The sequence below is a fragment of the Acinetobacter sp. IK31 genome, from assembly GCF_035615195.1.
GTDB lineage: Bacteria > Pseudomonadota > Gammaproteobacteria > Pseudomonadales > Moraxellaceae > Acinetobacter > Acinetobacter calcoaceticus_C.
Genome location: NZ_JANBOB010000013.1, coordinates 1 through 21,420, shown reverse-complemented (window position 1 = coordinate 21,420; position 21,420 = coordinate 1). Strand labels below are relative to the sequence as shown.

General features: G+C 40.0%; 24 protein-coding genes. 11 read left to right on the top strand and 13 right to left on the bottom strand.

Features of this window, described 5'->3' with window-relative positions; translation table 11 throughout:
* Positions 1–156 precede the first annotated feature (156 nt).
* The 4 genes from hflX to MSG66_RS07810 all read left to right on the top strand — a co-directional run bounded on the left by hflX (position 157) and on the right by MSG66_RS07810 (position 3,116).
* Entirely contained in the window at positions 157–1,500 is a 1,344-nt protein-coding gene (hflX, locus tag MSG66_RS07825) for a ribosome rescue GTPase HflX (RefSeq protein WP_202743925.1), read from the top strand.
* Between the two features lie 33 nt (positions 1,501–1,533).
* A complete protein-coding gene (locus MSG66_RS07820) occupies positions 1,534–1,905 on the top strand; it encodes a hypothetical protein (protein WP_042898326.1) in 372 nt (123 codons plus the stop codon).
* 10 nt (positions 1,906–1,915) lie between these two features.
* Complete coding sequence (locus tag MSG66_RS07815) at positions 1,916–2,590, top strand: LrgB family protein (RefSeq protein WP_202743926.1); 675 nt, start codon at positions 1,916–1,918, stop codon at positions 2,588–2,590.
* Positions 2,591–2,672: 82 nt separating this feature from the next.
* Positions 2,673–3,116 carry a DUF2147 domain-containing protein gene (locus tag MSG66_RS07810; protein WP_133976143.1) on the top strand — a complete coding sequence of 148 codons (444 nt, stop codon included), beginning with the start codon at positions 2,673–2,675 and terminating at the stop codon, positions 3,114–3,116.
* Between the two features lie 91 nt (positions 3,117–3,207).
* Here MSG66_RS07810 and MSG66_RS07805 read toward each other — a convergent pair whose 3' ends face one another.
* Genes MSG66_RS07805 through pdxA form a run of 3 tightly spaced genes read right to left on the bottom strand, consistent with a single transcriptional unit; the run spans position 3,208 to position 5,870 of the window.
* Positions 3,208–4,050, bottom strand: a complete 843-nt coding sequence (locus MSG66_RS07805) for a symmetrical bis(5'-nucleosyl)-tetraphosphatase (protein ID WP_324653431.1) — start codon at positions 4,048–4,050, stop codon at positions 3,208–3,210.
* Positions 4,051–4,863, bottom strand: coding sequence for a 16S rRNA (adenine(1518)-N(6)/adenine(1519)-N(6))-dimethyltransferase RsmA (gene rsmA, locus MSG66_RS07800; protein ID WP_262474734.1), 813 nt, complete (start codon positions 4,861–4,863; stop codon positions 4,051–4,053).
* A gap of 23 nt (positions 4,864–4,886) precedes the next feature.
* Positions 4,887–5,870, bottom strand: a complete 984-nt coding sequence (pdxA, locus tag MSG66_RS07795; protein WP_324653429.1) for a 4-hydroxythreonine-4-phosphate dehydrogenase PdxA — start codon at positions 5,868–5,870, stop codon at positions 4,887–4,889.
* A 173-nt stretch (positions 5,871–6,043) separates the two neighbouring features.
* On the opposite strand from pdxA, the gene rplM reads away from it, so the two are divergent.
* The 5 genes from rplM (at position 6,044) to MSG66_RS07770 (ending at position 8,817) form a co-directional block, all read left to right on the top strand.
* Positions 6,044–6,472, top strand: coding sequence for a 50S ribosomal protein L13 (gene rplM, locus MSG66_RS07790; RefSeq protein WP_003656097.1), 429 nt, complete (start codon positions 6,044–6,046; stop codon positions 6,470–6,472).
* A gap of 12 nt (positions 6,473–6,484) precedes the next feature.
* Entirely contained in the window at positions 6,485–6,871 is a 387-nt protein-coding gene (gene rpsI / locus MSG66_RS07785; RefSeq protein ID WP_002048725.1) for a 30S ribosomal protein S9, read from the top strand.
* Positions 6,872–7,045: 174 nt separating this feature from the next.
* Positions 7,046–7,699, top strand: a complete 654-nt coding sequence (locus tag MSG66_RS07780; protein WP_075431053.1) for a glutathione S-transferase N-terminal domain-containing protein — start codon at positions 7,046–7,048, stop codon at positions 7,697–7,699.
* Positions 7,700–7,705: 6 nt separating this feature from the next.
* Positions 7,706–8,140 (top strand): ClpXP protease specificity-enhancing factor, encoded by a 435-nt coding sequence (locus MSG66_RS07775; RefSeq protein ID WP_133971713.1) that lies wholly within the window; start codon positions 7,706–7,708, stop codon positions 8,138–8,140.
* A 17-nt stretch (positions 8,141–8,157) separates the two neighbouring features.
* Positions 8,158–8,817: a hypothetical protein gene (locus tag MSG66_RS07770; RefSeq protein WP_042898320.1), complete on the top strand. Its 660-nt coding sequence runs from the start codon at positions 8,158–8,160 to the stop codon at positions 8,815–8,817.
* 52 nt (positions 8,818–8,869) lie between these two features.
* Here the strand turns inward: MSG66_RS07770 and MSG66_RS07765 are convergent, their stop codons facing one another.
* The 6 genes from MSG66_RS07765 to MSG66_RS07740 are packed head-to-tail and all read right to left on the bottom strand — an operon-like array spanning position 8,870 to position 17,202.
* Positions 8,870–10,810: an acetyl/propionyl/methylcrotonyl-CoA carboxylase subunit alpha gene (locus tag MSG66_RS07765; protein WP_262474731.1), complete on the bottom strand. Its 1,941-nt coding sequence runs from the start codon at positions 10,808–10,810 to the stop codon at positions 8,870–8,872.
* An 18-nt stretch (positions 10,811–10,828) separates the two neighbouring features.
* A complete protein-coding gene (locus MSG66_RS07760; RefSeq protein ID WP_202743930.1) occupies positions 10,829–11,665 on the bottom strand; it encodes an enoyl-CoA hydratase/isomerase family protein in 837 nt (278 codons plus the stop codon).
* Between the two features lie 10 nt (positions 11,666–11,675).
* Positions 11,676–12,833: an acyl-CoA dehydrogenase family protein gene (locus MSG66_RS07755; protein ID WP_202743931.1), complete on the bottom strand. Its 1,158-nt coding sequence runs from the start codon at positions 12,831–12,833 to the stop codon at positions 11,676–11,678.
* A 42-nt stretch (positions 12,834–12,875) separates the two neighbouring features.
* Positions 12,876–14,489 carry an acyl-CoA carboxylase subunit beta gene (locus MSG66_RS07750; RefSeq protein ID WP_324653416.1) on the bottom strand — a complete coding sequence of 538 codons (1,614 nt, stop codon included), beginning with the start codon at positions 14,487–14,489 and terminating at the stop codon, positions 12,876–12,878.
* Positions 14,490–14,491: 2 nt separating this feature from the next.
* Positions 14,492–15,376 carry an SDR family oxidoreductase gene (locus tag MSG66_RS07745; RefSeq protein WP_324653415.1) on the bottom strand — a complete coding sequence of 295 codons (885 nt, stop codon included), beginning with the start codon at positions 15,374–15,376 and terminating at the stop codon, positions 14,492–14,494.
* 20 nt (positions 15,377–15,396) lie between these two features.
* Positions 15,397–17,202: an acyclic terpene utilization AtuA family protein gene (locus tag MSG66_RS07740; protein ID WP_324653413.1), complete on the bottom strand. Its 1,806-nt coding sequence runs from the start codon at positions 17,200–17,202 to the stop codon at positions 15,397–15,399.
* A gap of 186 nt (positions 17,203–17,388) precedes the next feature.
* Between MSG66_RS07740 and MSG66_RS07735 the strand changes: the two genes are divergently transcribed.
* Both MSG66_RS07735 and MSG66_RS07730 read left to right on the top strand, forming a co-directional pair.
* A complete protein-coding gene (locus MSG66_RS07735) occupies positions 17,389–17,988 on the top strand; it encodes a TetR/AcrR family transcriptional regulator (protein WP_324653411.1) in 600 nt (199 codons plus the stop codon).
* Positions 17,985–18,482, top strand: coding sequence for a GNAT family protein (locus MSG66_RS07730; protein ID WP_324653409.1), 498 nt, complete (start codon positions 17,985–17,987; stop codon positions 18,480–18,482). The genes MSG66_RS07735 and MSG66_RS07730 overlap by 4 nt, the downstream gene beginning before the upstream one ends.
* Before the next feature lie 60 nt (positions 18,483–18,542).
* Here the strand turns inward: MSG66_RS07730 and MSG66_RS07725 are convergent, their stop codons facing one another.
* The 4 genes from MSG66_RS07725 to MSG66_RS07710 all read right to left on the bottom strand — a co-directional run bounded on the left by MSG66_RS07725 (position 18,543) and on the right by MSG66_RS07710 (position 21,322).
* Complete coding sequence (locus MSG66_RS07725; protein WP_324653407.1) at positions 18,543–19,706, bottom strand: acyl-CoA dehydrogenase family protein; 1,164 nt, start codon at positions 19,704–19,706, stop codon at positions 18,543–18,545.
* 136 nt (positions 19,707–19,842) lie between these two features.
* Entirely contained in the window at positions 19,843–20,406 is a 564-nt protein-coding gene (locus MSG66_RS07720; protein WP_133976141.1) for a DUF4256 domain-containing protein, read from the bottom strand.
* Positions 20,407–20,425: 19 nt separating this feature from the next.
* A complete protein-coding gene (locus MSG66_RS07715; protein WP_324653405.1) occupies positions 20,426–20,776 on the bottom strand; it encodes a GFA family protein in 351 nt (116 codons plus the stop codon).
* Positions 20,777–20,926: 150 nt separating this feature from the next.
* Complete coding sequence (locus MSG66_RS07710) at positions 20,927–21,322, bottom strand: DUF2007 domain-containing protein (RefSeq protein WP_324653404.1); 396 nt, start codon at positions 21,320–21,322, stop codon at positions 20,927–20,929.
* Positions 21,323–21,420 lie beyond the last annotated feature (98 nt).

The window sequence follows — 21,420 nt, the reverse complement described above, 5'->3', positions numbered from 1 at the left end:
AATAAACTTGCATTGATGATAGAGAACGGGAAATAAAATAAATTCAAACATCTCTAATTACATTTAACTAATCTAAAGGATAAGAACAAACGCTTTCCCCTTTTGCTTAAGTTTCATCTAGAATAAAGTTTTCCCATTTTCAGGATTTATAGCCACGTGGAATATGTTGATCGGCATCAAGGCGGTGAACGCACAATTTTAGTGAGTGTTTCTGTACAATTATTAGATGATCTGGATGCCGAAGAGTTTGCTCTACTTGCACAGTCTGCTGGTGCAGATATCCTTGAACATATTAAGGTTCAGCGAAATAAGCCCAATCCTAAATTTTTTATTGGCTCAGGAAAAGTCGATGAAATTGCCGAGCGAGTTCAGGAATTAGAAGCAAGTCTGGTGATTTTTGACCATGCTTTATCACCCGCTCAAGAGCGAAATTTAGAAAGAATATTAAAATGCCGAGTCATTGACCGTACAGGTTTAATTTTAGATATTTTTGCGCTGCGTGCTCGTACGCATGAAGGTAAATTACAAGTCGAACTTGCTCAGCTTAAGCATTTATCTACGCGTCTTATTCGCGGTTGGTCGGCCGACTTTGAACAGCAAAAAGGTGGTATTGGCTTACGTGGTCCTGGTGAAACACAACTGGAAACAGATCGTCGCCTCATTCGTGTTCGTATTGCCCAATTAAAAGATAAATTAGAAAAAGTACATCAAACCCGTATACAAGGGCGTGCTGCAAGACAAAAGGCAGCTATTCCAACTGTTTCACTCGTTGGTTATACCAATGCTGGAAAATCAACTCTATTTAATATTTTAGCGAAAAGTGATGTCTACGCAGCCGACCAATTATTTGCGACACTCGATCCGACATTACGCCGATTAGAATGGGATGGGATCGGTACTGTCGTGTTAGCAGATACAGTAGGTTTTGTACGAAACTTACAGCATGATTTAGTTGAATCATTCAAGGCAACACTTGAAGAAACGCTAGAAGCTACATTGTTACTGCATGTGATTGATAGTAATAGCCACGACATGCTTGATCAAATTGAAGCTGTTGAAGGTGTATTAAAAGAGATTGGTGCAGATGCTCCAGTACTTCGGGTGTACAACAAAATTGACCTGAGTGGTGAAGAGGCCAAAATTATTTATGCCGAGCCACATGTCCCAGATCGAGTTTATGTTTCAGCTCATGCTGGCCTTGGTCTAGAATTACTGCAACAAGCAGTACAAGAATGTTTAATGGGCCAAATTCAACATTTCTCACTGACTCTTAAACCGGCTTATGGCAAATTTCGCACCCAACTTTATGCCTTAAATGTGATTGAGTCTGAACATTATGATGATGCAGGCTTATTACATATTGATGTGAAGATTGCACCACATAAGCTAGAAAAGCTTATTCGCCAAGCAAAACTGCCCTTGGAAGAAATCTTGGGAGAACGTGCTAGTCAATTTAGCCGTCCCTTGGAAGAGTTTGAAATCAAGGGTCAGATCAGTTAAAACTTGATAAGTAAACTTTTAGAGATAAAAAATATGGATAAGATCAGAAGTATAGACTGGACAGCATGGGTAGTAACTTTACTGCTCATTATTGGTTTTCGTGAAGGCTCTGTCATCGTCATGCGTGCTTTTGGTCATCCAGAATTAGGTAATCTGGTCGGCTTAATCAGCTTACTCACTATTTTGATTCTCTGGAGAAAGTTCAAAAAAATCCCTCTTCGGATAGTCGATACCAATAATAAAATTATGAAAGAAAGTGGATTTGCTTTTTTACCCGTTTGTGCTGGCTCCTTAATTATGTTGGTGCATATGGGTAAAGAAATTCCACTGTTCCTTTTTGTTTTAGTGGTCAGCACCCTTATACCTTTGTGGGTCTATGCAAAAATGGCAAAACGTTGGTTATAAGGAGAATAAAATGTTTACGATTTTCTATGGTTTTTTAATCACATTAATTGGTTATCTGTGTGCAAAACCTTTGAACCGACGTTTTCCACAAGTTCCACTTTTAGTTTTCGGCATGTTCATTGTGATTGGGTTACTTTCAGTTTTACAAGTCCCTTATGAACAATATCGTCTTTATGTAAATGAGTTATTTAGCCATTTATTGGGGTATGTGACTGTAGCCTTAGCCATTCCTTTAGCTGCAATGCGTTACGATGACCTTCCAATTAAATCAGTGATTGGTATTTTACTTTTTGCAAGTATAAGCGCGGTTGCTTTGCCTATGGGCCTCGCTTATTTGTTGCATATGTCGGAACCTACCATTCTTGCATTTGCAACACGTGCAGTAACTACCCCAATTGCCCTAAATATCGCAACGTTATTGCATGCTCCTGAAACACTGGTGACCCTTATTGTTATTTTATCCGGGGTTATTGGGGCAGCATTTTCACCATTTTTACTTAAGCATATTCATGATGAGCGTGCTTCCGGTTTAGCCTTAGGTTTAGCTGCGCATGCCATAGGAACAGCTCAAGCTTGGCAGCGCGGATCAGTTGCGGGCCGCTACGCTGCATTTGGTATGGCTTTGAACGGCGTATTTACTGCAATTTGGCTACCTACATTAATGTTGTCACTCGGAACACCATAATTAACAAGCCTATTAAATAAACATTGAACGGTATATAAATTCGAAATAAGATGACCTTTCAATGTTAAAAGGATTTTTAATGATGGGGAAAATTTTTATTGGAGCTTTGCTCTTACTGGGGATTAATACTGCCACATTTGCAGCAGACATTACAGGTCTTTGGCAAACGATTGATGATAAGACTGGTGCGCCCAAAGCACAGGTAGAAATACGAAAAGAAGCAAATGGGACATATGCTGGAAAGATTATCAAAGTTACACCACGTCCAGGTTATACGCCTAAAGAAATTTGTGATAACTGCCCTGCGCCATATACCAATAAACCTATTTTAGGTTTGGATATTGCAACTGGCTTAAAAAAGACAGATGAGCTTAATTATACAGGTGGGAAAATTTTAGATCCGAATACGGGCAAAGTTTATGGGCTTAAAGCAAAACTTAGCGCAACTGGTAAACGTCTTCATATGCGTGGATATCTTGGCGTTTCAGCATTAGGCCGAAACCAAATTTGGTTACGCTTAGAATAAAATTTAAAAATAAAAAAAGCCGCTTATGCGGCTTTTTTATTTTAACTTAGGTACAACCCTCATCTTGCGCTCGTGAAAAGCATTGCTTTCCCTATACTTGCACAGGATTTTCGACAGCAAAGATTTCTTTATCTTCAAGGCGATAAGCCATTAATTTTCGGCCCCAAACACAGCCGCCATCAATATTCTGGATTTGCTCATTAATGCTTCTACCTTCTAGCGCAGCCCAATGACCAAAAATAATCTGATGAGTCTGAGCAGCTTTACTTGAAAATTCGAACCAAGGTAAATAGCCTTCTGGCATTGGCGCATCCAGAGCATCTTTAAAACTGAACTCTAAAGCCCCTTCTGCATTGGTTAAACGCATGCGGGTCAAATAATTGGTAATACAACGTAACCGCGCAGAACCCGTTAAGTTGTCTTCCCACAAATCTGGTTTTGAGCCATACATTTCTGCTAAAAAAGCATCCAATACAGTTAAATCTTCGTTTGCGAGTACCGCTTCAACTTCTTTTGCCAAAGTAGCAGTTTTTTGTGCATCCCAAATACAAGGTATGCCTGCATGAGTAAGAATTGTGTGCACGTTTGGGAATAAACATAATGGCTGTTTACGCAACCAGTCAATTAACTCATCGCCATCAATTGCATCAATAACATCCTGCGTGCGATCTTTTTCTTTAATCTCTTTTAAACCACGCGCGCCAGCAATTAAAGTCAGATCATGATTTCCAAGAACCGTTGCAGCAGCGCCACGATCAGCAAGTTTTTTAACAAAACGTAAGGCACCCACTGAGTTTTCGCCACGAGCGACCAAATCACCCGCAAACCATAAAAAATCTTGGTCTGGATCAAAACGTATTTCTTTAAGTAAGGCTTTCAGAGCTTCGAAACACCCTTGTACATCGCCAATCACATAATTAAAACGTTTAGTCATTTATGTCACCATTTGATCGGCTAAAGCAACAAATTGAGTCAATGTTAAAGTTTCTGGGCGAGCCATCGGATCAACGCCTGCTTTTTCAAAGCCATCTTCAGCGATCATACCTTTAAGGCTATTTCTTAGTGTTTTACGGCGTTGGGTAAATACATGACCAACTAAGCGAGCTAAAGCTTTTTCATCTTTTGCAACAATTGGTTTTTGTTCATATGGAACAAGGCGGAAAACAGCACTCGTTACTTTAGGGGGTGGGTTAAATGCACCAGCTGGCACTTCAAATAAAAAGGTAGGTTGGCAATAATACTGAATCATTACCGACAAGCGCCCATATTCTTTTGTGTTTGGTTCGGCAGTAATACGGTCAACCACCTCTTTTTGGAGCATAAAGTGCATGTCTTTAACTTTACTGCCAAATTCCAAGAGATGAAAAAGTAATGGGGTTGAAATGTTATAAGGTAAATTACCAACCACACGTAATGGTCGACCATCTTTTACCAGTTCGCTAAAATCATATTTTAATGCATCAGCTTCTATAATCGTTAAACGTTCAGGATGTGGAACGCGTTCTGGTAAGCCTGCAGCTAAATCACGATCTAGCTCAACAACTGTTAATGCATCACACTCTCCAATTAAAGGAGAAGTTAAAGCAGCCAAACCAGGTCCAATTTCGACAACATTTTCACCTGCACGCGGATTCACCGAGCGCACGATTTTGGCAATGACTCGCTGATCATGTAAGAAGTTTTGACCAAAACGTTTACGAGCTTTATGCCCTTCATCTTTCGGGTTTAGGGCATTAATTTGATACATAGAACATTTCCAACATGAAAAATTTAGCTCGCTGCCAAAGATAAAGCTAAATCGACAGCGACATTTAAACTTGAGCTTTTTGCCAAACCGGTCCCGGCCAAAGACAATGCCGTGCCATGATCGACCGAAGTTCGGATGAACGGCAAACCCAATGTAATATTGATGGCCTCACCAAACCCTTGTGATTTTAACACAGGTAGACCTTGATCATGGTACATGGCAAGTACAGCTTCGGCATTTTTAAGATGCTCAGGGGTAAATAAGGTATCAGCAGGCAAGCTTAGACTCATTTTAATTCCTTGCGCCCGATAAGTTTCGAGCACCGGATTAATGGTCTCAATCTCTTCGCGTCCCAAATAGCCATCTTCACCCGCATGAGGATTTAAGCCACACACTAATATGCGCGGATCTGTAATTTTAAATTTAGTTTTTAAATCATGTATTAAAATACCAATGACCTGATGCAAACGCTCTTTAGTAATTGCATCGGCAACATCTCTTAAGGGCAAATGTGTAGTCGCTAAGGCAACACGCAAAGTTTTGGTTGCAAGCATCATGACGACGCGCTCTACCCCTGCAAATTCTTGATAATATTCAGTGTGGCCACTAAACAAAATACCTGCATCATTAATGACCGACTTTTGCACAGGAGCAGTGGCTACACCCACACTTTTACCAGACATTGCATAATCAGCTGAACGGCGTAATTGTTCTAATACATAAGCCGCATTAGCTGAGTTTAATTGCCCATCAACAACCACCGTTTCTAAAGGTATATGCTCTATATAAAGTTCACCTGAAGACGACGATTCAGCTTGCCCCGTATATTCTAAAAATTGAATATCTATCCCAAGTTTTCGGGCACGTTGTTCTAATAAATTTCGGTCACCCAAAATAACAAGTGGGCGTTCATCAACTCGCTTAGCTAAGCTCAAGCAAATATCTGGACCAATACCAGCCGGCTCACCGGAAGTGACATATAAAGGCAGCACAATCACCCCAGACACATAACGAAAATTTGTTTGATTTTAACATATCCCGCATTCATCAGTTTATGGATTAAATTATATGGCTTAAACTGGATTTTTCTTGTGACTTTGAACAAACTCGTTTAGAATGCTCGCTCCTTTTGTTTGGACAGATTCCATAGTCCAAACCAACTATAATAGGTAGTGGTTTAATGAAAACTCTCAGCGCTAAGCCAGCTGAAGTTCAACATGACTGGTATGTTGTTGATGCTTCTGGCAAAACTTTAGGTCGCCTTGCGACTGAAATCGCTCGTCGTTTACGCGGTAAGCACAAGACTTCTTATACTCCTCACGTTGACACTGGCGATTACATCGTTGTGATTAATGCTGAACAAGTTCAAGTGACTGGTAAAAAAGCACTTGATAAGAAATATTATCGCCATACTGGTTTCCCTGGTGGTATCCGTGAGACTAACTTCGAGAAGTTAATTGCTCACAAGCCTGAAGCTGTTCTTGAAAAAGCAGTTAAAGGCATGTTACCAAAAGGTCCTCTTGGTTATGCAATGATCAAAAAAATGAAAGTGTACGCTGGTACTGAGCATCCGCATGCTGCTCAACAGCCACAAGTTTTGGACATCTAAGGGATACAGCACATGGCTACTAATTATGGTACAGGTCGCCGTAAGACCGCAACTGCACGTGTTTTCTTGTCAGCTGGTACAGGCAAACTCGTTATTAACAACCGTACTTTAGAGCAATATTTCGGTCGTGAAACTGCTCGTATGGTTGTTCGTCAACCTTTAGAACTTTTAGAAGTTACTGAAAAGTTTGACCTTTACATCACTGTTAAAGGTGGTGGTATTGGTGGTCAAGCTGGCGCGATCCGTCACGGTATTACTCGTGCGCTTATCGCTGCTGACGAAACTTTAAAACCTGTTCTTCGTCAAGCTGGTTTCGTTACTCGTGATGCTCGTGAAGTTGAACGTAAGAAACTTGGTTTACGTAAAGCTCGTAAGCGTCCTCAATTCTCTAAACGTTAATTCGTTTACCGAGTTGGACAAAAAGCCTTGGATTTTCCCAAGGCTTTTTTATTATGAAAATAGAACAATAAAATGCAAACTTATAAATATAAACAAAGTATCTCTTTAGAATCGTGATTTCCTACAGCATTTTTAGTATCCTAATCGATTCACTCAACCACGTCGTCTTGTGATATGTCGGTCGAAAATACCTCTATTCAGGGGATTACCCTTTACAGTCATGCTGATGATTTCCGTTCTCATTGGATTCGTTTTTTATTAGCAGAAAAGCAAATCAAATATCAATTGATCGTAACTGACCATGAAGACGAAGATTTAGCGAGCTTAAATCCTTATAACCAATTGCCTATGTTGGTCGAGCAAAATCTTAAATTATTTTCAGCGCCAATTATTGCTGAATATTTAGATGACCGTTATCGACAAGGAAAACTTTACGCAGATGCTCCAATGTTACGTGCAGAGCAACGTCAATATATATGGAGACTCGAAAACGACTGGTTTAAGCTAGCAGATCACATGTTAAAACATGAAGATTCTTTAAATATCGAACAAAAGCAAAAAGCTCAAAAAGAATTACGTGAAACATTAATTTCACTTACTCCTTTATTTCAGCATTTTCCTTATTTTATGTCTGAAAATTTTACAATCTTAGATTGTATGCTTGCCCCTATTTTCGTCAGGCTTAATAGCATGGGAATCGAGTTGCCAAAACAGCAATGCCGACCTATTCTTTTGTATTGTAAACGTATCTTTGAACGACCTTCTTTTGCTAAATCAATGACGCCCCAAGAGAAAAACCGTTACAATGAACAATTAAATATGGAATAGTATGATATGTCTGAGCAAACTATTGATTTAACCCCTACACGTCCTTATCTTGCTCGTGCAATCTATGAATGGATTTGTGATAACCAGCTTACTCCATATCTATTAGTTGATGCGACACAGCCACATACCGATGTGCCACAGCAATTTGTTAAAGATGGGCAAATTGTTTTAAATATAGTGCCTCATGCGGTTCATCAACTCCTTATTACAAATGAAGCTGTTACTTTTTCTGCCCGTTTTGGAGGCGCGTCTAAAAATATCTATGTCCCTATTCAAGCTGTTTTAGGTATTTATGCGCGTGAAAATGGACAAGGTTTGTTCTTTGATCCTGAAGAATATGCCAATGTAGCACCTGTAGAAAATACAGTAGAGTCAGAAGTAGAAGAAACAACTGAATCAACATCGACCAAGAAAAAACCATCACTAAGAATTTTAGATTAAATTTAGAGGAAGAAAGCATGGCATTTGATTTAGTCCAATACTTTGCTGAGCAGATAAAAATTCAAAAGCCTCAGCTTTTAAATCAATATCCAGTTAATGAAAAAAATAAGCTGATTGATGAAGTGAATATTCTTACGCTTGGAAAACTGATTAGTTTATGGCGTCAGAACGATAATAAAATTTACCATGAAATTAAAGCGGCAGATCCACTTTATATTCAGGAAGTTGCTCGCCATTTAACTACTTCTAAGCATAATCAATCAGCTTTAAAAAATGCAGAACTAGAACAGAGTATTTCTGAAATTTTAACCTTGCAGTTAGCAGAACTTAACCAGCTCGATGAAACAGGTGGTTTTGGGCATAATGGCTTAAAAGAATTAATTTTAGGTCAAGTAGAACATTTATCAGGTCAGGCAGAAGATTGGGTTTGGTCAACAAACCATCTAACAGAATTACTTGGTTCTAAACCTGTGGAACAAGAAGAGCTATCATTGGATACAACAATGAAGGAGTTCAACCAAATGGTTCACCAAGCCCAACCTCATCATGATGACTTGCATATTGAAGAACAAGCTGCTGAGATTTCTGTACCGACATGGTCAAAGATTATTGCCCCTGTGGTTGCTTTAGCAATTTTGGGCTATTTGTACTGTGCTTATACACAATTCATTGCTTAAAAATTTGTTTATGCAATCAACTAAAAGCCACCCATAACAGGTGGCTTTTTTATTAGATCAGAATACTAAATAACATTTGCCGTTTTTTAACTTGTTGCCCTTGTTGACCTAAAATATCTTCGACTACCCCGTCTACATCAGATCTAATCTGTTGCTGGATTTTCATAGCTTCAAGCACCAATAAGGTTTGCCCTTTCACGACCGAATCGCCTTTATTGACTAAGATATTGACCACAGCACCATCCATTGGTGCACGAATTTTACCATCACCAACCACATCAGCCGTTTCTGGAGCAGCATAAGTCACATTGCGAATCGTAATATTGCCATTGTCTCGATCTAAATAAAGCTGATCGCCATCTAATACATATTGAACACGGCGACGTACACCCTCAACTACATAAATCATTTGCTCAGCTGTCTTTTCAATTATTTCAATACAAATGGTTTGATCACAGAACTGTACCGTGAACGCGTTATTTTCAGATGAAAGTTGTAACTGAATTTGCTGATCGTCATATTTTAGTTTTAGAGGTAATGGAACACCAAGTCCAGTTTGCCACACCGCAGTACCTTTACTTTGGCTAAATAATGCCGCGGCAATAGCCAAGGTTTCTAAAGATAAAACCTGAGAATGTAAGCTGCTGTCATCTTGAAAATGCTGTTGAATAAATGCCGTATTGGTATCTCCAGCAACAACAACTGGATGACGTAGTAAATTAACCAAGAACTGTTTATTGCTGTTTACACCAAGCAAAACACAATCATCTACAGCACGAGCAAGTAAACGAATAGCATCTTCACGGGTTTTACCGTATGCAATTACCTTTGCCACCATCGGGTCATAGAAAGGGCTAACTTCATCTGTTGCCAACATGCCATGGTCAATTCGTACATGAGGTAAATTCGCAGGCTTCCAACGTAGAACTTGACCTGTTTGTGGCAAGAAATCTTGACGTGGGTCTTCGGCATACAAACGGACTTCAATTGCATGTCCATTTAAAGTCAACTCATGTTGTTGCAATGGCAACTGCTCACCATTGGAGACACGCAATTGCCATTCAACCAAATCTAACCCTGTAATAAGTTCAGTAACCGGATGCTCAACCTGCAAGCGAGTATTCATTTCTAGAAAATAGAATTCACCCGATGCATCAAGCAAGAACTCAACAGTTCCCGCGCCTACGTAAGCACATGCTTTGGCAGCCGCCACAGCAGCTTCGCCCATTTGCTGACGTAGTTCAGGAGTCATGACTGGACACGGTGCTTCTTCTACAACCTTTTGGTGACGGCGTTGAATCGAACAATCACGCTCGAACAAATACACATAATTGCCATGCGTATCACCAAAAACCTGAATTTCAACGTGACGCGGCGCAATCACTGCTTTTTCTAAAATCAGCTCACCTGAACCAAATGCATTTTCAGCTTCTGAACGTGCAGTTTGTAAAGCCTCTACAAGCTCGGAAGACTGCTGAACCAAACGCATACCACGGCCACCACCACCAGCAGAAGCTTTCACCATTATTGGAAAACCAATCTGCTCTGCCTGTACCGCTAAATATTCAAGGTCTTGACGATCTCCCTCGTAACCAGGCACGCAAGGTACCCCTGCTTCAATCATGGCAATTTTCGAAAGTCGCTTACTTCCCATCAACTCAATTGCAGAAGCTGTTGGACCGATAAAAGCAATCTGGTTATCGATACAGGCTTGGGCAAAATCGGTATTTTCTGACAAAAAGCCATAACCTGGGTGTACAGCATCAGCACCTGTTTTTTTGCAGGCTTCTATAATTTTGGTAATTGAAAGATAAGATTCAGATACTTTAGAAGCTCCTATATAAACTGCCTCATCAGCTTCTTGTACATGGCGAGCGTTACAGTCCGCATCAGAATAAACTGCCACCGTTTGATAGCCCATTGCCTTAGCAGTTTGCATGACCCGAACTGCTATTTCACCACGATTGGCAACTAGTACTTTTGAAAATTTCATTGTTTTTATCCTTATCTTTTATTGCTCATCGGCCCAATTCGGCAACCGTTTTTGAATAAAAGCCATCGTTCCCTCTTGCCCTTCAGCACCACCAACCGCTTGAGCAAACTGCTGTGCTGCGTCATCAAGCAAATGATTCAATGATTCATTAAGTGTTCGATGTAGTAATGCTTTAGTCACACGCGAAGCTTGTGGTGCTGCACGCTTAATTTGCTGGATTGTTTCTTGTAAGGCTTGCTCGAGTTCTATTTCATTATGAGCAATCTGATGGACTACTCCGACACTGAGCGCCGTATGTCCTTCAAAACGCATACCCAACAGAGCAAGTCGTCTAGCCTGAGTTAGACCAATACGCTTCACTACAAAAGGAGCAATCTGCGCAGGGATTATTCCTAGCCCAGTTTCAGGTAATCCAAACTGTGCATTGTCACGGCTAATGGCAACATCGGAAACACATACCAGACCAAAACCACCACCCAATACCGCACCTTCTAAAATCACCACAACCGTTTGTGGTGCAGCATCGATCTGTTCAAGCATTGCACCAAAACGGCGGTTAAAATCAGCATAAGGCTGTAAACTGCCAATATTGGCCGCTTCAACTCTCAAAGCTGCCATGTCTTTAATGTCACCACCTGCGCAGAAAGTTCCTCCTTCACCACGGATGATGACCGCACGAATCGAAAGATCATCTTGAATAGCAGTAAAGACCTGTTGAATAGCATTAACCATATTCAAATTCATGGCATTACGACTCTCTGGTCGGTTTAACCAGAGATATAAAATACTACCGTCCTGTTCTAATTGAATGCTGTCATGAATAGCTAAAGTTTGTAGTGAAACCGAAAGTGTCATTGCCTACTCCTTATTTTTGTTTTTTAGGCAAGATGTCCATGAGCTTACAAATAATCCCCAACATAATCTCATCGGCTCCACCACCAATAGACCCTAAGCGACCATCACGGTACAGCTGCGATGCTGGGTTATCCCACATAAAGCCATTGCCCCCCCAATATTGCAGACAGCTATCTGCCACTTCACGGGTTAAACGTCCTGATTTTAGTTTTGCCATTGAAGCCAGCATCGTGACATCTTCACCAGCAATGTGTTTCTCACATGCTTGGTAGGTTAATGCTTTTAGTGCTTCCACTTCAGTCATGAGTTCAGCAAAGCGGAAATGGATATATTGATTATTAATGAGTGGCTGACCGAAAGTAGTACGATCTTTAGTATAGGCAATGGTCTTTTGAATTAACGTTTCCAACCCTCCAATGGAGTTGGCACATGCCCATAAACGCTCTTCTTGAAATTGCATCATTTGCATCATAAAGCCCATGCCTTCAACACCGACTAAATTACGCTGTGGTACACGCACATTATCTAAATAGACTTCTGCTGTGGTGGTTGAACGCATTCCTAATTTATTGAGCGGTTCTGAAAAACTAATGCCTTTAGTTTTTGCCGGCACAATAATCATCGATTTATTAACGTGTGGTTTATCGTCAGAAGTGTTGGCTAAAAGGCAGAAAAAGTCGGCTTGTAATGAGTTGGTAATCCACATTTTGCTGCCGTTAATTACATAATCATCGCCATCTTTTTTGGCTGTAGTTTTAATGGCTGCCACATCAGAACCTGCATGAACTTCGGACACTGCAATGGATGCCACGTATTCTCCAGCAATGGCTGGTGTTAAAAACTCATCACGTAATTCTTTATGGCCAAAACGTGCCAAAGCAGGTGTTGCCATATCGGTTTGAACGCCAATGGCTAAAGGCACTCCACCACACGTCGCACGTCCAATTTCTTCAGCAACCACAAGGTTATAAGAATAATCTAAAGCTAAACCACCATTTTCTTCAGGCTTACAAATTCCTAATAAGCCAAGGTCACCCATCTTTTTAAATACATCATGAATCGGGAAACGGCCCGCCTCTTCCCATTCCGGAATATTCGGATTCAGCTCATTTTCAACAAATTGACGAGCTGTACGGCGTAATGCTTCATGTTCGGCAGTAAATTTCATTACATTCTTCCTGATAATTTTTTTAATTGCGGTAAAAGTTGTTTAAAAGCGAGACACCCCAAAACGGCTTGGATTCAATGTCCGCTGCTGTGCTTCATAAATGGTTTGTAAAAGGAAAATCAGTAATTTTCGGGTATCTCGTGGGTCAATAATGCCGTCATCATGCAACATAGCCGTATTGAAAAGCGCGGTAGACTGCTGCTCCAATTTTATGGCTGTACTTTGCTCCAGAAAATCGAGCATTTGAGGATTAGGCTCCTGACCAGATGCTTTTTGCTTACCTTCGGCCACAATACGTAAGACTTTTCCAGCTTGTGCAGCACCCATTACGGCAACATGCGAGTTCGGCCAAGCAAAAATAAAATCGGGTGATAAGCTTCGACCACACATCGCGTAGTTTCCTGCCCCATATGACCCAGCCACCACAATCGAAATTTTTGGCACAGTACAATTGGCAACAGCCTGAATTAATTTTGAACCATGTTTGATAATACCGTTTTGCTCTGCATCGGTACCCACCATAAAACCTGTGGTGTTATGCAAAAACAATAGTGGGCGCTGCGTCTGTTCGCACAGGTGAATAAACTGGGCTGTTTTCGCCGCACCTTGAGGAGTAATCGGACCATTATTGGTGATAATACCGATATGCAATCCGCCAATTTTTGCCCAGCCACAAACAGTTAAATCATCATATTCCTGCTTAAATTCTAGAAAGTCTGAATCATCAACAACTCGGGCAACCACCTCTTTCATATCAAATGGCTGTTTAGGATCATTCGGGATAACACCTAATAATTCATCGGCATCGTAACGAGGTTCTTTATAGACCGCATCAACTGGTTTGATTTGTTCTTTCCAGTTCAAATGCTCAAAAATTTCACGTGCAAGTCGAATCCCATCGGCATCATTTTCAGCCAAATATTCTGCGGTTCCGGCAACCTGCGCATGCATTTCTGCCCCGCCCAACTCTTCAGCTGTTGCCACTTCGCCAGTGGCAGCTAAAAGTAAAGGTGGACCTGCAAGTAACATCTCGGTTTGTTTACGTACCGCAATCACATAATCCGAAAGACCGGGTTGATAAGCACCACCCGCAGTTGCATTACCATGTACAACTGCAAGCTGCGGAATGCCTGCCGCTGAAAGACGTGCCTGATTGGCAAAGGTCATACCACCGTAGGTAAATACTTCTGCCGCATAATTTAAGTTAGCGCCACCACTTTCGGTTAGCGTAATCAACGGAAGTTTTTGTTCTAAGGCAATTTTTTGCAAACGTAAGGTTTTCTGTACACCCATGGGTGACATGGTGCCCCCCTTAATTGCACTATTACTTGCAGAGACGAGGCAACGCACACCACTCACAAAACCAATGCCAGCAATCACCCCGCCACCCGCTTCCGATCCGTCTTTATCATCATGCATGTTGTAGCCAACTAAACCACAAAGTTCGATGAAAGGAGAATCGGCATCTAGTAATAATCGCACACGCTCATGGGGTAAAATTTTACCTTTTTTATCGAACTTTGGTTTGGCAGCGTAAGATTTATCAATACTTTTTTGCTGAATTGTACGAATGTCTCTCAACTGAGCAAGTAGAGCATCTTTATTTTTTTGATATTGTTCGCTACCAACAGCAATTTCGGATTGGAGAATGGTCATTATCATTCTCCCTCAGTCTTATCTTTTTTAAAAATTTCAGGGATAAATGCACGGTGGAAACCGTTATAAGATTCGCTATTTGTCGCATCGCTTAGCGGATACATTCGGGTTCCCTGCGATGCGGCACCATCAATACGTAAAGTTACACCAGAGACAAAAGCCGCGGCATCAGATAATAAATAACAAATTGCTGATGAGACTTCCGACTCGGTTCCCATACGCTTTAGAGGTACATTGCCAGCAAGACTTGGAATAATCACTTTGGCAAAATCACCGCTATAATTATCCATGCCTGATGAAACAATCCAACCCGGCGCTACAGCATTCACTCGAACGCCAGATTTCCCCCACTCGACCGATGCTGTTTTGGTTAAGTTATCAACCCCCGAACGTGCAGCACCTGAATGCCCCATTCCTGGCATGCCGCCCCACATATCGGCAGTCATGTTGACAATACTGCCACCATATTTTGCCATCCATTGGTTATAAGCTTCACGCATTAAATAGAAAGTTGAATGCAGATTATTACGCACGACTGCATCAAAGCCGTTCGCAGAGATATTTTCTAATGCGGAAGGAAACTGACCGCCCGCGTTATTAACTAAACCATCAAGTTTGCCGAACTTCTCAATCACTTCAGCAATCATGTTCTTCACTTGTTCTTCTTCTCGGTTATCACACACAACAAAATGAACGAGTCCACCATCCTCTGTAATTTCTTGGCTTACTTTTTCCAGTTTTTCAATTTTGCGTCCTGTAATTACGACTTGAGCCCCTAACGCGGCAAGCTCATGGGCAGTACAACGACCAATTCCTGAGCCACCACCGGTCACAATAATGACTTTATTGGCAAAGGCATCAGGTCTAAAAATTGATTGATAACTCATCTTTGTTTCATCCATTCATTTTATTTTTCTAAAAGATTTGCCGGAACTTTTACAGGCATATCCAATAATTGTTGAGCAAATGCTTTGCCTTGTGGGTCAATACGCAGGCTTGCCACACCACCGCCCCCTAAGGCATTTTCCATCATAAAATTTAACGCATTTAAACCTGATAACTCATAACGAATCACTCTTCCTTTCTCAGCATCCAAAACATGTTGCATATAGCTTGCAACAGCTTGCTCTGTGAGTGCTGCACGAACCCAAGGTAAGTATTCTGCTTTACGGGCGATCACCCCAATATTGCTATGATTGCCTTTATCACCACTACGAGCATGTGCAATTTCAATTAAAGGGACTTCTATTTCATCTCCCTGATAAATTGAACTTTCACCAGCTTCTAATGTATTAATTTGCTCTCTAGAAAAACCTTGAGAAACCTCAACTGGATAGCGCTGCCCATCAAAATCGACTTCGACATTGACCTGATTTTTATCAATTAAAAATGAAAATAGTTTAATCACTGGAGATGCTTTAGGCCGACCGCCAACAATACCAGCCAAAGCTGGAGCCATTCCTGTTGAAGCCTGTGCAATTTCAGATGCAAAGAACATACACGCTTCTTTAAACATGTGCTTTACAGCTATTTTCACTACAACTTCGCGGCTATTTAATGCTTGGGCATGTGCTCCATACGTACTTTCTATGCCTAAAATTTCAACAGAATTTTCACTAAAAGGAGGTACTGAACGCATGGCCAGCACACGCTCACATTTAGTTAAAATGGCATCCGCAATGACTTGCGCTTTTTGTGGTGCTTCACGCCCTGCGATTAGAAAACTGACTAAAACCCGATAGCCATCAGGATAAGTTGCACTCACTTTATATTGTGCTGTAGGTGCTTGCCCTGTTGCACCAGTCACATGCACTCGATGCTCACCGACTTGTTCTAGCCGCACCTGACTAAAATCAGCAATCACATCTGGTAATAAATAGGCTTGTGGATTGCCAATTTCATATACGATTTGTTCTGCAACTGTGGCGGTAGAAACTAGACCACCTGTACCTTGTGGTTTAGTGACCACAAATGAGCCGTCCTCACTGACTTCAACCACTGGAAAACCCATATTGTCGAAGCCTTGCACTAAGCGCCAATCAGTAAAATTACCGCCTGTACATTGAGCGCCACATTCAATCACGTGTCCTGCCAATGAGCCTTGCGCCAATTTGTCATAATCCTCTAAAGACCACTGGTATTCATGAAGCAAAGGTGCAAGAACCACAGCCGAATCTACAACACGACCCGTAATCACAATATCTGCGCCTAAATTTAAAGCATCACGAATGGCCACAGCACCTAAATAAGCATTACTACTCGCCACCTGATCAGGCAAAGGCTGGCTGCTAAACATTTCTTGAATATTTTGTTGTTTGAACTGTTCTTGCTTTGCTAAAAGATCATCACCTAAAACCACAGCAACTTTCAGGTTTAAACCATATTCACTAATTATTTTTTGTAAGGCATCCCGACAAGCAAGCGGATTTACCCCACCAGCATTACTAATCACCTTAATCTTTTTTTCTGCAATTTTTTTAATCAGAGGAGCCATTACTCGACTAACAAAGTCCAAAGCATAGCCATGTTTCGGCTCTACCATTTTCGCTTTTGCCATAATCGACATCGTAATTTCTGACAAATAATCAAAAACCAAATAATCAATATCAGTTAAATGCACCAATTGGAAAGCTGCTGTATTGGTATCTCCCCAAAATCCAGAGGCACAACCTATTTTTACGACACGCTCATCATCCTTCTGATTATTTGCCATCTTATTTCTCATTGTTCTGTTTAAAAATTACACTTAACACTACCAAGCAAGCGCTTGGTTTGTAAAGAGCAAAATGTTATCTTGATGGTGACTAAATCTTCCAAACTCGACATAAGACCTAAAAAATGTTGAGATTTAGCAAAATATTTTAGTATTCATTTTTATTTAAAGGATCAAACCGCACGCATGATTGCTACTTCAATTGAACAGATTCCAAATATCTCTTGCTTTGATGGCAGCCCACGTGGCCGTTTATTACAAGGTGCAGCGTACCTATTTCATAAGCAAGGCTATGACAAAACGACTGTGCGTGAACTGGCTCAATTTATTGGAATTCAATCAGGGAGTTTATTCCATCACTTCAAAAGTAAAGATGACATCCTTGCCCATGTGATGGAACAAACCATCATTTATAATCTTGCCCGTTTAAAGGATGCCGTAATCCAATCTCCAGATCCAGAGCAACAGTTACGGGCTCTCATTAAAGCAGAGCTTATCTCAATTACTGGAGATACAGGTGCTGCGATGGCTGTTTTGGTATATGAATGGTTTGCCCTTTCAAAAGAAAAACAAGATTACCTTTTGAAAATGCGTAATGAGTATGAACAAATTTGGTTAGATGTTATTGAAAAATTACGCACAAAGGGCAAGATAAAGCATGATGCCTTTATTTGGCGCCGATTAGTTGGTGGTGCGATTTCATGGACAGTGACTTGGTATAAATCTGAAGGAAAGGTCAAAATTGAGGAATTAACTGAAATGGTTTGGGAGATGGCATTGAAATGAGTTCAGTGTATTTACGTAAATCTCAAATGGATGACCTAGCAGAAGTTAAAATAGCATATGAAAATAGTGTGCAATTGCATCAACCTTGGGCTTATCCACCAGCCGACTTTCAACACTACCTAGCACAAGAACATCGCTATTTCGTTTGTCTAGAGAAAGACCATGCAATTGTAGGAACATTTAATATTTCTAACATTATCAGAGGTTATTTTCACTCGGCTTATTTAGGTTATGAAGTATTTCATCCCTATCAACGCCAAGGATATATGAAAGCAGGCCTGAAATTATTACTGAGTGAAGCATTCGAAAAACTAAACTTACATAGATTAGAAGCAAATATACAACCTGAAAATATTGCTTCAATTCATCTGGTTGCAAATGCAGGTTTTATCAAAGAGGGCTTTTCTCGACAATATCTTCGAGTAGGTGGAAAAGAGTGGAAAGATCATGAACGTTGGGCAATTTTAAACGAAACATGGAATGAAATCTCATAATATCTATATGAGGTAAGAATGAGATAAGGCAGCTTATTAAAAGCCACCTTATAAATAGACTTAATAACCCAATTGCTTGCTAATCAAATCTTTCATAATTTCTTCAGCGCCACCACCAATCATATTGACCTTCACTTCACGGTAAATACGTTCAGATTTAGTTCCACGCATAAAGCCCATACCACCCAATGTTTGCACAGCTGCATCTGCACAAAATTGCATTGTGCGTGTAGCAACATTTTTAAGCATTGAAATTTGAGCCACGAGCTCTGGCCCCTGTAACTCTGGTTGAGTCATTTTCCAAGCAGTTTCTTCAAGTAAAGCGCGCGTTGAAGTCAATTGTGTTGCCATATCCACCAACTTATGACGGACTACTTGATGATCAATTAATCGCTTACCAAATGTTTTACGTTGCTGAGCCCAATCTAAAGCTTCTTCATAACATACCTGTGCATAACCATAGGCCACCACACCTAAGAAAAAACGCTCCATATTAAAGTTATTCATAATTACTTTAAAACCAGCATTCTCTTTACCTAAAAGATTTGATGCAGGCACTTTAACTTGGTCAAAATGCAAATGTGCTGTATCTGAAGCCCACCATCCCATTTTCTTTAAAGGCGTTTTAGTAATTCCCTCACTATGCGCATCAACTAACAGCATTGAAATGCCTTCAGCACCAGATTTAGTCGGGTCTGTACGCACTGCAACGGTATAGTAATCTGCACGAATTCCCGATGTGATAAATGTCTTCTCACCAGAAATAATATAATAATCACCATCGCGAACAGCTTTAGTTTGTAATGCAGCAACATCTGAACCACCACCTGGTTCAGTAATTGCTAAGGCAGAAATTTTTTCGCCGGAAATAATACTTGGGAGAACTTTTGCCTTTAACTCTTCACTACCAAAATGCTGAATTGGTGGTGCACCAATCGTATGCACCATCAATGAGATATGTACTCCACCAGAGCCAGCCTTTGCCATCTCAATACCAGCCAGCAATGAATAGAATGGATCAGCATCAGGAATACCACCATATTCTTCCGAAAAGCCTAAACCCAATAAACCAATCTCAGCAGCTTTTTTGTATAGTTCTCTCGGGAATGTCTCAGCTTCATCCCACTCATTAACGAAAGGTGCCATTTCTTTTTGTACAAATCGACGAACATTATCAGCAAAAGCAATGTGTTGTTCATTATAGTAAATTGGGTTGGGTTGCATTTTTAGAGAGGTCCTGATGTTTTTATTTAATTCCAGAGCATATCTTGTCATGTTTACTATCAATCAAAAGTTGCAAGAACCTCCAATTTCTTGGCAGAAAACATCAAATAAAATCTTTTTGTATTCAAATTTAAGATCAAACTCTTAAACAGCAGCGAAATCCACGAACTGCATAGTATGATTGTGCCCCATTATGATAAACAAAAACACGGCCATAACGCCGATCAGCGAAAAGTGCTCCATCTAATCGTCGAATCTCATCTGGAGTTGCAAGCCAACTTGATGTTTTAAGATCAAACTCGCCTAACTTTTGTAATTGATGATATTGTTCCTCAGTCAGAAGCTTCACTCCCATTCCCTTAGCCACATCTATTGCATTATTTTTAGGCGGGTGATCTTTTCTAGACTCTAAAGCTTCACTATCATAACAAAGACTTCTACGGCCTTTTGGTGTTTCAGGAGAGCAATCTATAAACAAATATTCATCACTCTGTTGGTCATAAGCCACTACGTCAGGCTCTCCTCCCGTATTTTCCATTTCTTGCAATGACCACAGTTTGTTCGGCGATTGAATTAGTTTAGCTTGTACATGAGTCCAATCTATTTCTTTATGACGATGTGAATTCTTTTCAAATCTATCTTTTAGTAACTCAATCAGTGTTTCTATTTGCTTTGGAGCTAATTGCTTTTTAGTTACCACTGGAAAATCCTTATATTTATTAAGTTGAACGCCCATCAAAATCATTTATTTTTATTTTTTTTAAATCTATGTCATCTATGTATCGAACATTAATAGCAAAGATAGAATTACCTTCTGCATCTGTACCTTGAACATAAGGATGAATACCACAAATTTTACAGAAATGATGATTAATCACATGCTTATTAAAGGTGTAATTCGCTAAAATTTCGGGAGTTTCTAAAGTTATGTTAACTTGCTTACTTGGTAAGAACCAAAGTAAAGAACCTTTCTTTTGACATATGGAACAATTGCAAGATAAAACCTCTGACAACTCGCCTTCTGCTACAAATTTAATCTGGCCACAATGACAACTTCCCTTATATTCCATATTCTTTTCCTTTTATAATTCTTTATAACTTTTATAATACCCTTTCTAATAATTCATTTTTTTATCACTTTGTAGAGTTTAATTGCTTCTTTATTACATAGCCATATAAATTAAAAGAATGAATAAATATAATATTTTAGTACCTTACAATTAGTTCCAAAAATATTGACACCGTTTACATCTATTACCATTTTTAAAAGAGAACAAAGGTACCCCTAAGAACATGAACGCTAGAAAAGCTGATTTTTTCCCTTGTGTATAAGCTTCTATATCTTGAGCTCCACAATTAGGGCAGCACTCTTTATTCTCTCCAAACTTTCGTTCCAGTTCATTACTACAATCCTTTTCAAGAAGAGACTTTGCTTCATCAACATAGTTTTGTGAGACTAATAGACGAACCCCACCTAAAGCATTGGAATAAAACCAATCCATATTAATAGTATGTTCATTTTCAATACGTGCAGGAATTCCAAAAGCCTCTAATTGAGTTTTTGCAATTTGCGCCTCATAAGAAAATGAGAATGTTTCAACCAAGATCCATTGCATAGTAGATTTTAAATTTTACAAATAAGTTTAGACTCATCCTATTTCATCATAAATTGAATTATATTTATAATCTTACCTATATTTTTAGATTAATTTTC

What these genes read in the sequence shown, in the direction of transcription:
- MSG66_RS07770 (WP_042898320.1), top strand. Translation starts at nt 8,158, where the DNA reads ATGGCATTTGATTTAGTCCAATACTTTGCTGAGCAGATAAAAATTCAA.
- MSG66_RS07760 (WP_202743930.1), bottom strand. Translation starts at nt 11,665, where the DNA reads ATGACACTTTCGGTTTCACTACAAACTTTAGCTATTCATGACAGCATT.
- MSG66_RS07715 (WP_324653405.1), bottom strand. Translation starts at nt 20,776, where the DNA reads ATGGAATATAAGGGAAGTTGTCATTGTGGCCAGATTAAATTTGTAGCA.
- MSG66_RS07765 (WP_262474731.1), bottom strand. Translation starts at nt 10,810, where the DNA reads ATGAAATTTTCAAAAGTACTAGTTGCCAATCGTGGTGAAATAGCAGTT.
- MSG66_RS07725 (WP_324653407.1), bottom strand. Translation starts at nt 19,706, where the DNA reads ATGCAACCCAACCCAATTTACTATAATGAACAACACATTGCTTTTGCT.
- MSG66_RS07750 (WP_324653416.1), bottom strand. Translation starts at nt 14,489, where the DNA reads ATGACCATTCTCCAATCCGAAATTGCTGTTGGTAGCGAACAATATCAA.
- MSG66_RS07815 (WP_202743926.1), top strand. Translation starts at nt 1,916, where the DNA reads ATGTTTACGATTTTCTATGGTTTTTTAATCACATTAATTGGTTATCTG.
- MSG66_RS07810 (WP_133976143.1), top strand. Translation starts at nt 2,673, where the DNA reads ATGGGGAAAATTTTTATTGGAGCTTTGCTCTTACTGGGGATTAATACT.
- MSG66_RS07710 (WP_324653404.1), bottom strand. Translation starts at nt 21,322, where the DNA reads ATGCAATGGATCTTGGTTGAAACATTCTCATTTTCTTATGAGGCGCAA.
- MSG66_RS07740 (WP_324653413.1), bottom strand. Translation starts at nt 17,202, where the DNA reads ATGGCAAATAATCAGAAGGATGATGAGCGTGTCGTAAAAATAGGTTGT.
- MSG66_RS07755 (WP_202743931.1), bottom strand. Translation starts at nt 12,833, where the DNA reads ATGAAATTTACTGCCGAACATGAAGCATTACGCCGTACAGCTCGTCAA.
- rpsI (WP_002048725.1), top strand. Translation starts at nt 6,485, where the DNA reads ATGGCTACTAATTATGGTACAGGTCGCCGTAAGACCGCAACTGCACGT.
- rplM (WP_003656097.1), top strand. Translation starts at nt 6,044, where the DNA reads ATGAAAACTCTCAGCGCTAAGCCAGCTGAAGTTCAACATGACTGGTAT.
- MSG66_RS07780 (WP_075431053.1), top strand. Translation starts at nt 7,046, where the DNA reads ATGTCGGTCGAAAATACCTCTATTCAGGGGATTACCCTTTACAGTCAT.
- MSG66_RS07745 (WP_324653415.1), bottom strand. Translation starts at nt 15,376, where the DNA reads ATGAGTTATCAATCAATTTTTAGACCTGATGCCTTTGCCAATAAAGTC.
- MSG66_RS07820 (WP_042898326.1), top strand. Translation starts at nt 1,534, where the DNA reads ATGGATAAGATCAGAAGTATAGACTGGACAGCATGGGTAGTAACTTTA.
- MSG66_RS07775 (WP_133971713.1), top strand. Translation starts at nt 7,706, where the DNA reads ATGTCTGAGCAAACTATTGATTTAACCCCTACACGTCCTTATCTTGCT.
- MSG66_RS07730 (WP_324653409.1), top strand. Translation starts at nt 17,985, where the DNA reads ATGAGTTCAGTGTATTTACGTAAATCTCAAATGGATGACCTAGCAGAA.
- rsmA (WP_262474734.1), bottom strand. Translation starts at nt 4,863, where the DNA reads ATGTATCAAATTAATGCCCTAAACCCGAAAGATGAAGGGCATAAAGCT.
- MSG66_RS07805 (WP_324653431.1), bottom strand. Translation starts at nt 4,050, where the DNA reads ATGACTAAACGTTTTAATTATGTGATTGGCGATGTACAAGGGTGTTTC.
- MSG66_RS07735 (WP_324653411.1), top strand. Translation starts at nt 17,389, where the DNA reads ATGATTGCTACTTCAATTGAACAGATTCCAAATATCTCTTGCTTTGAT.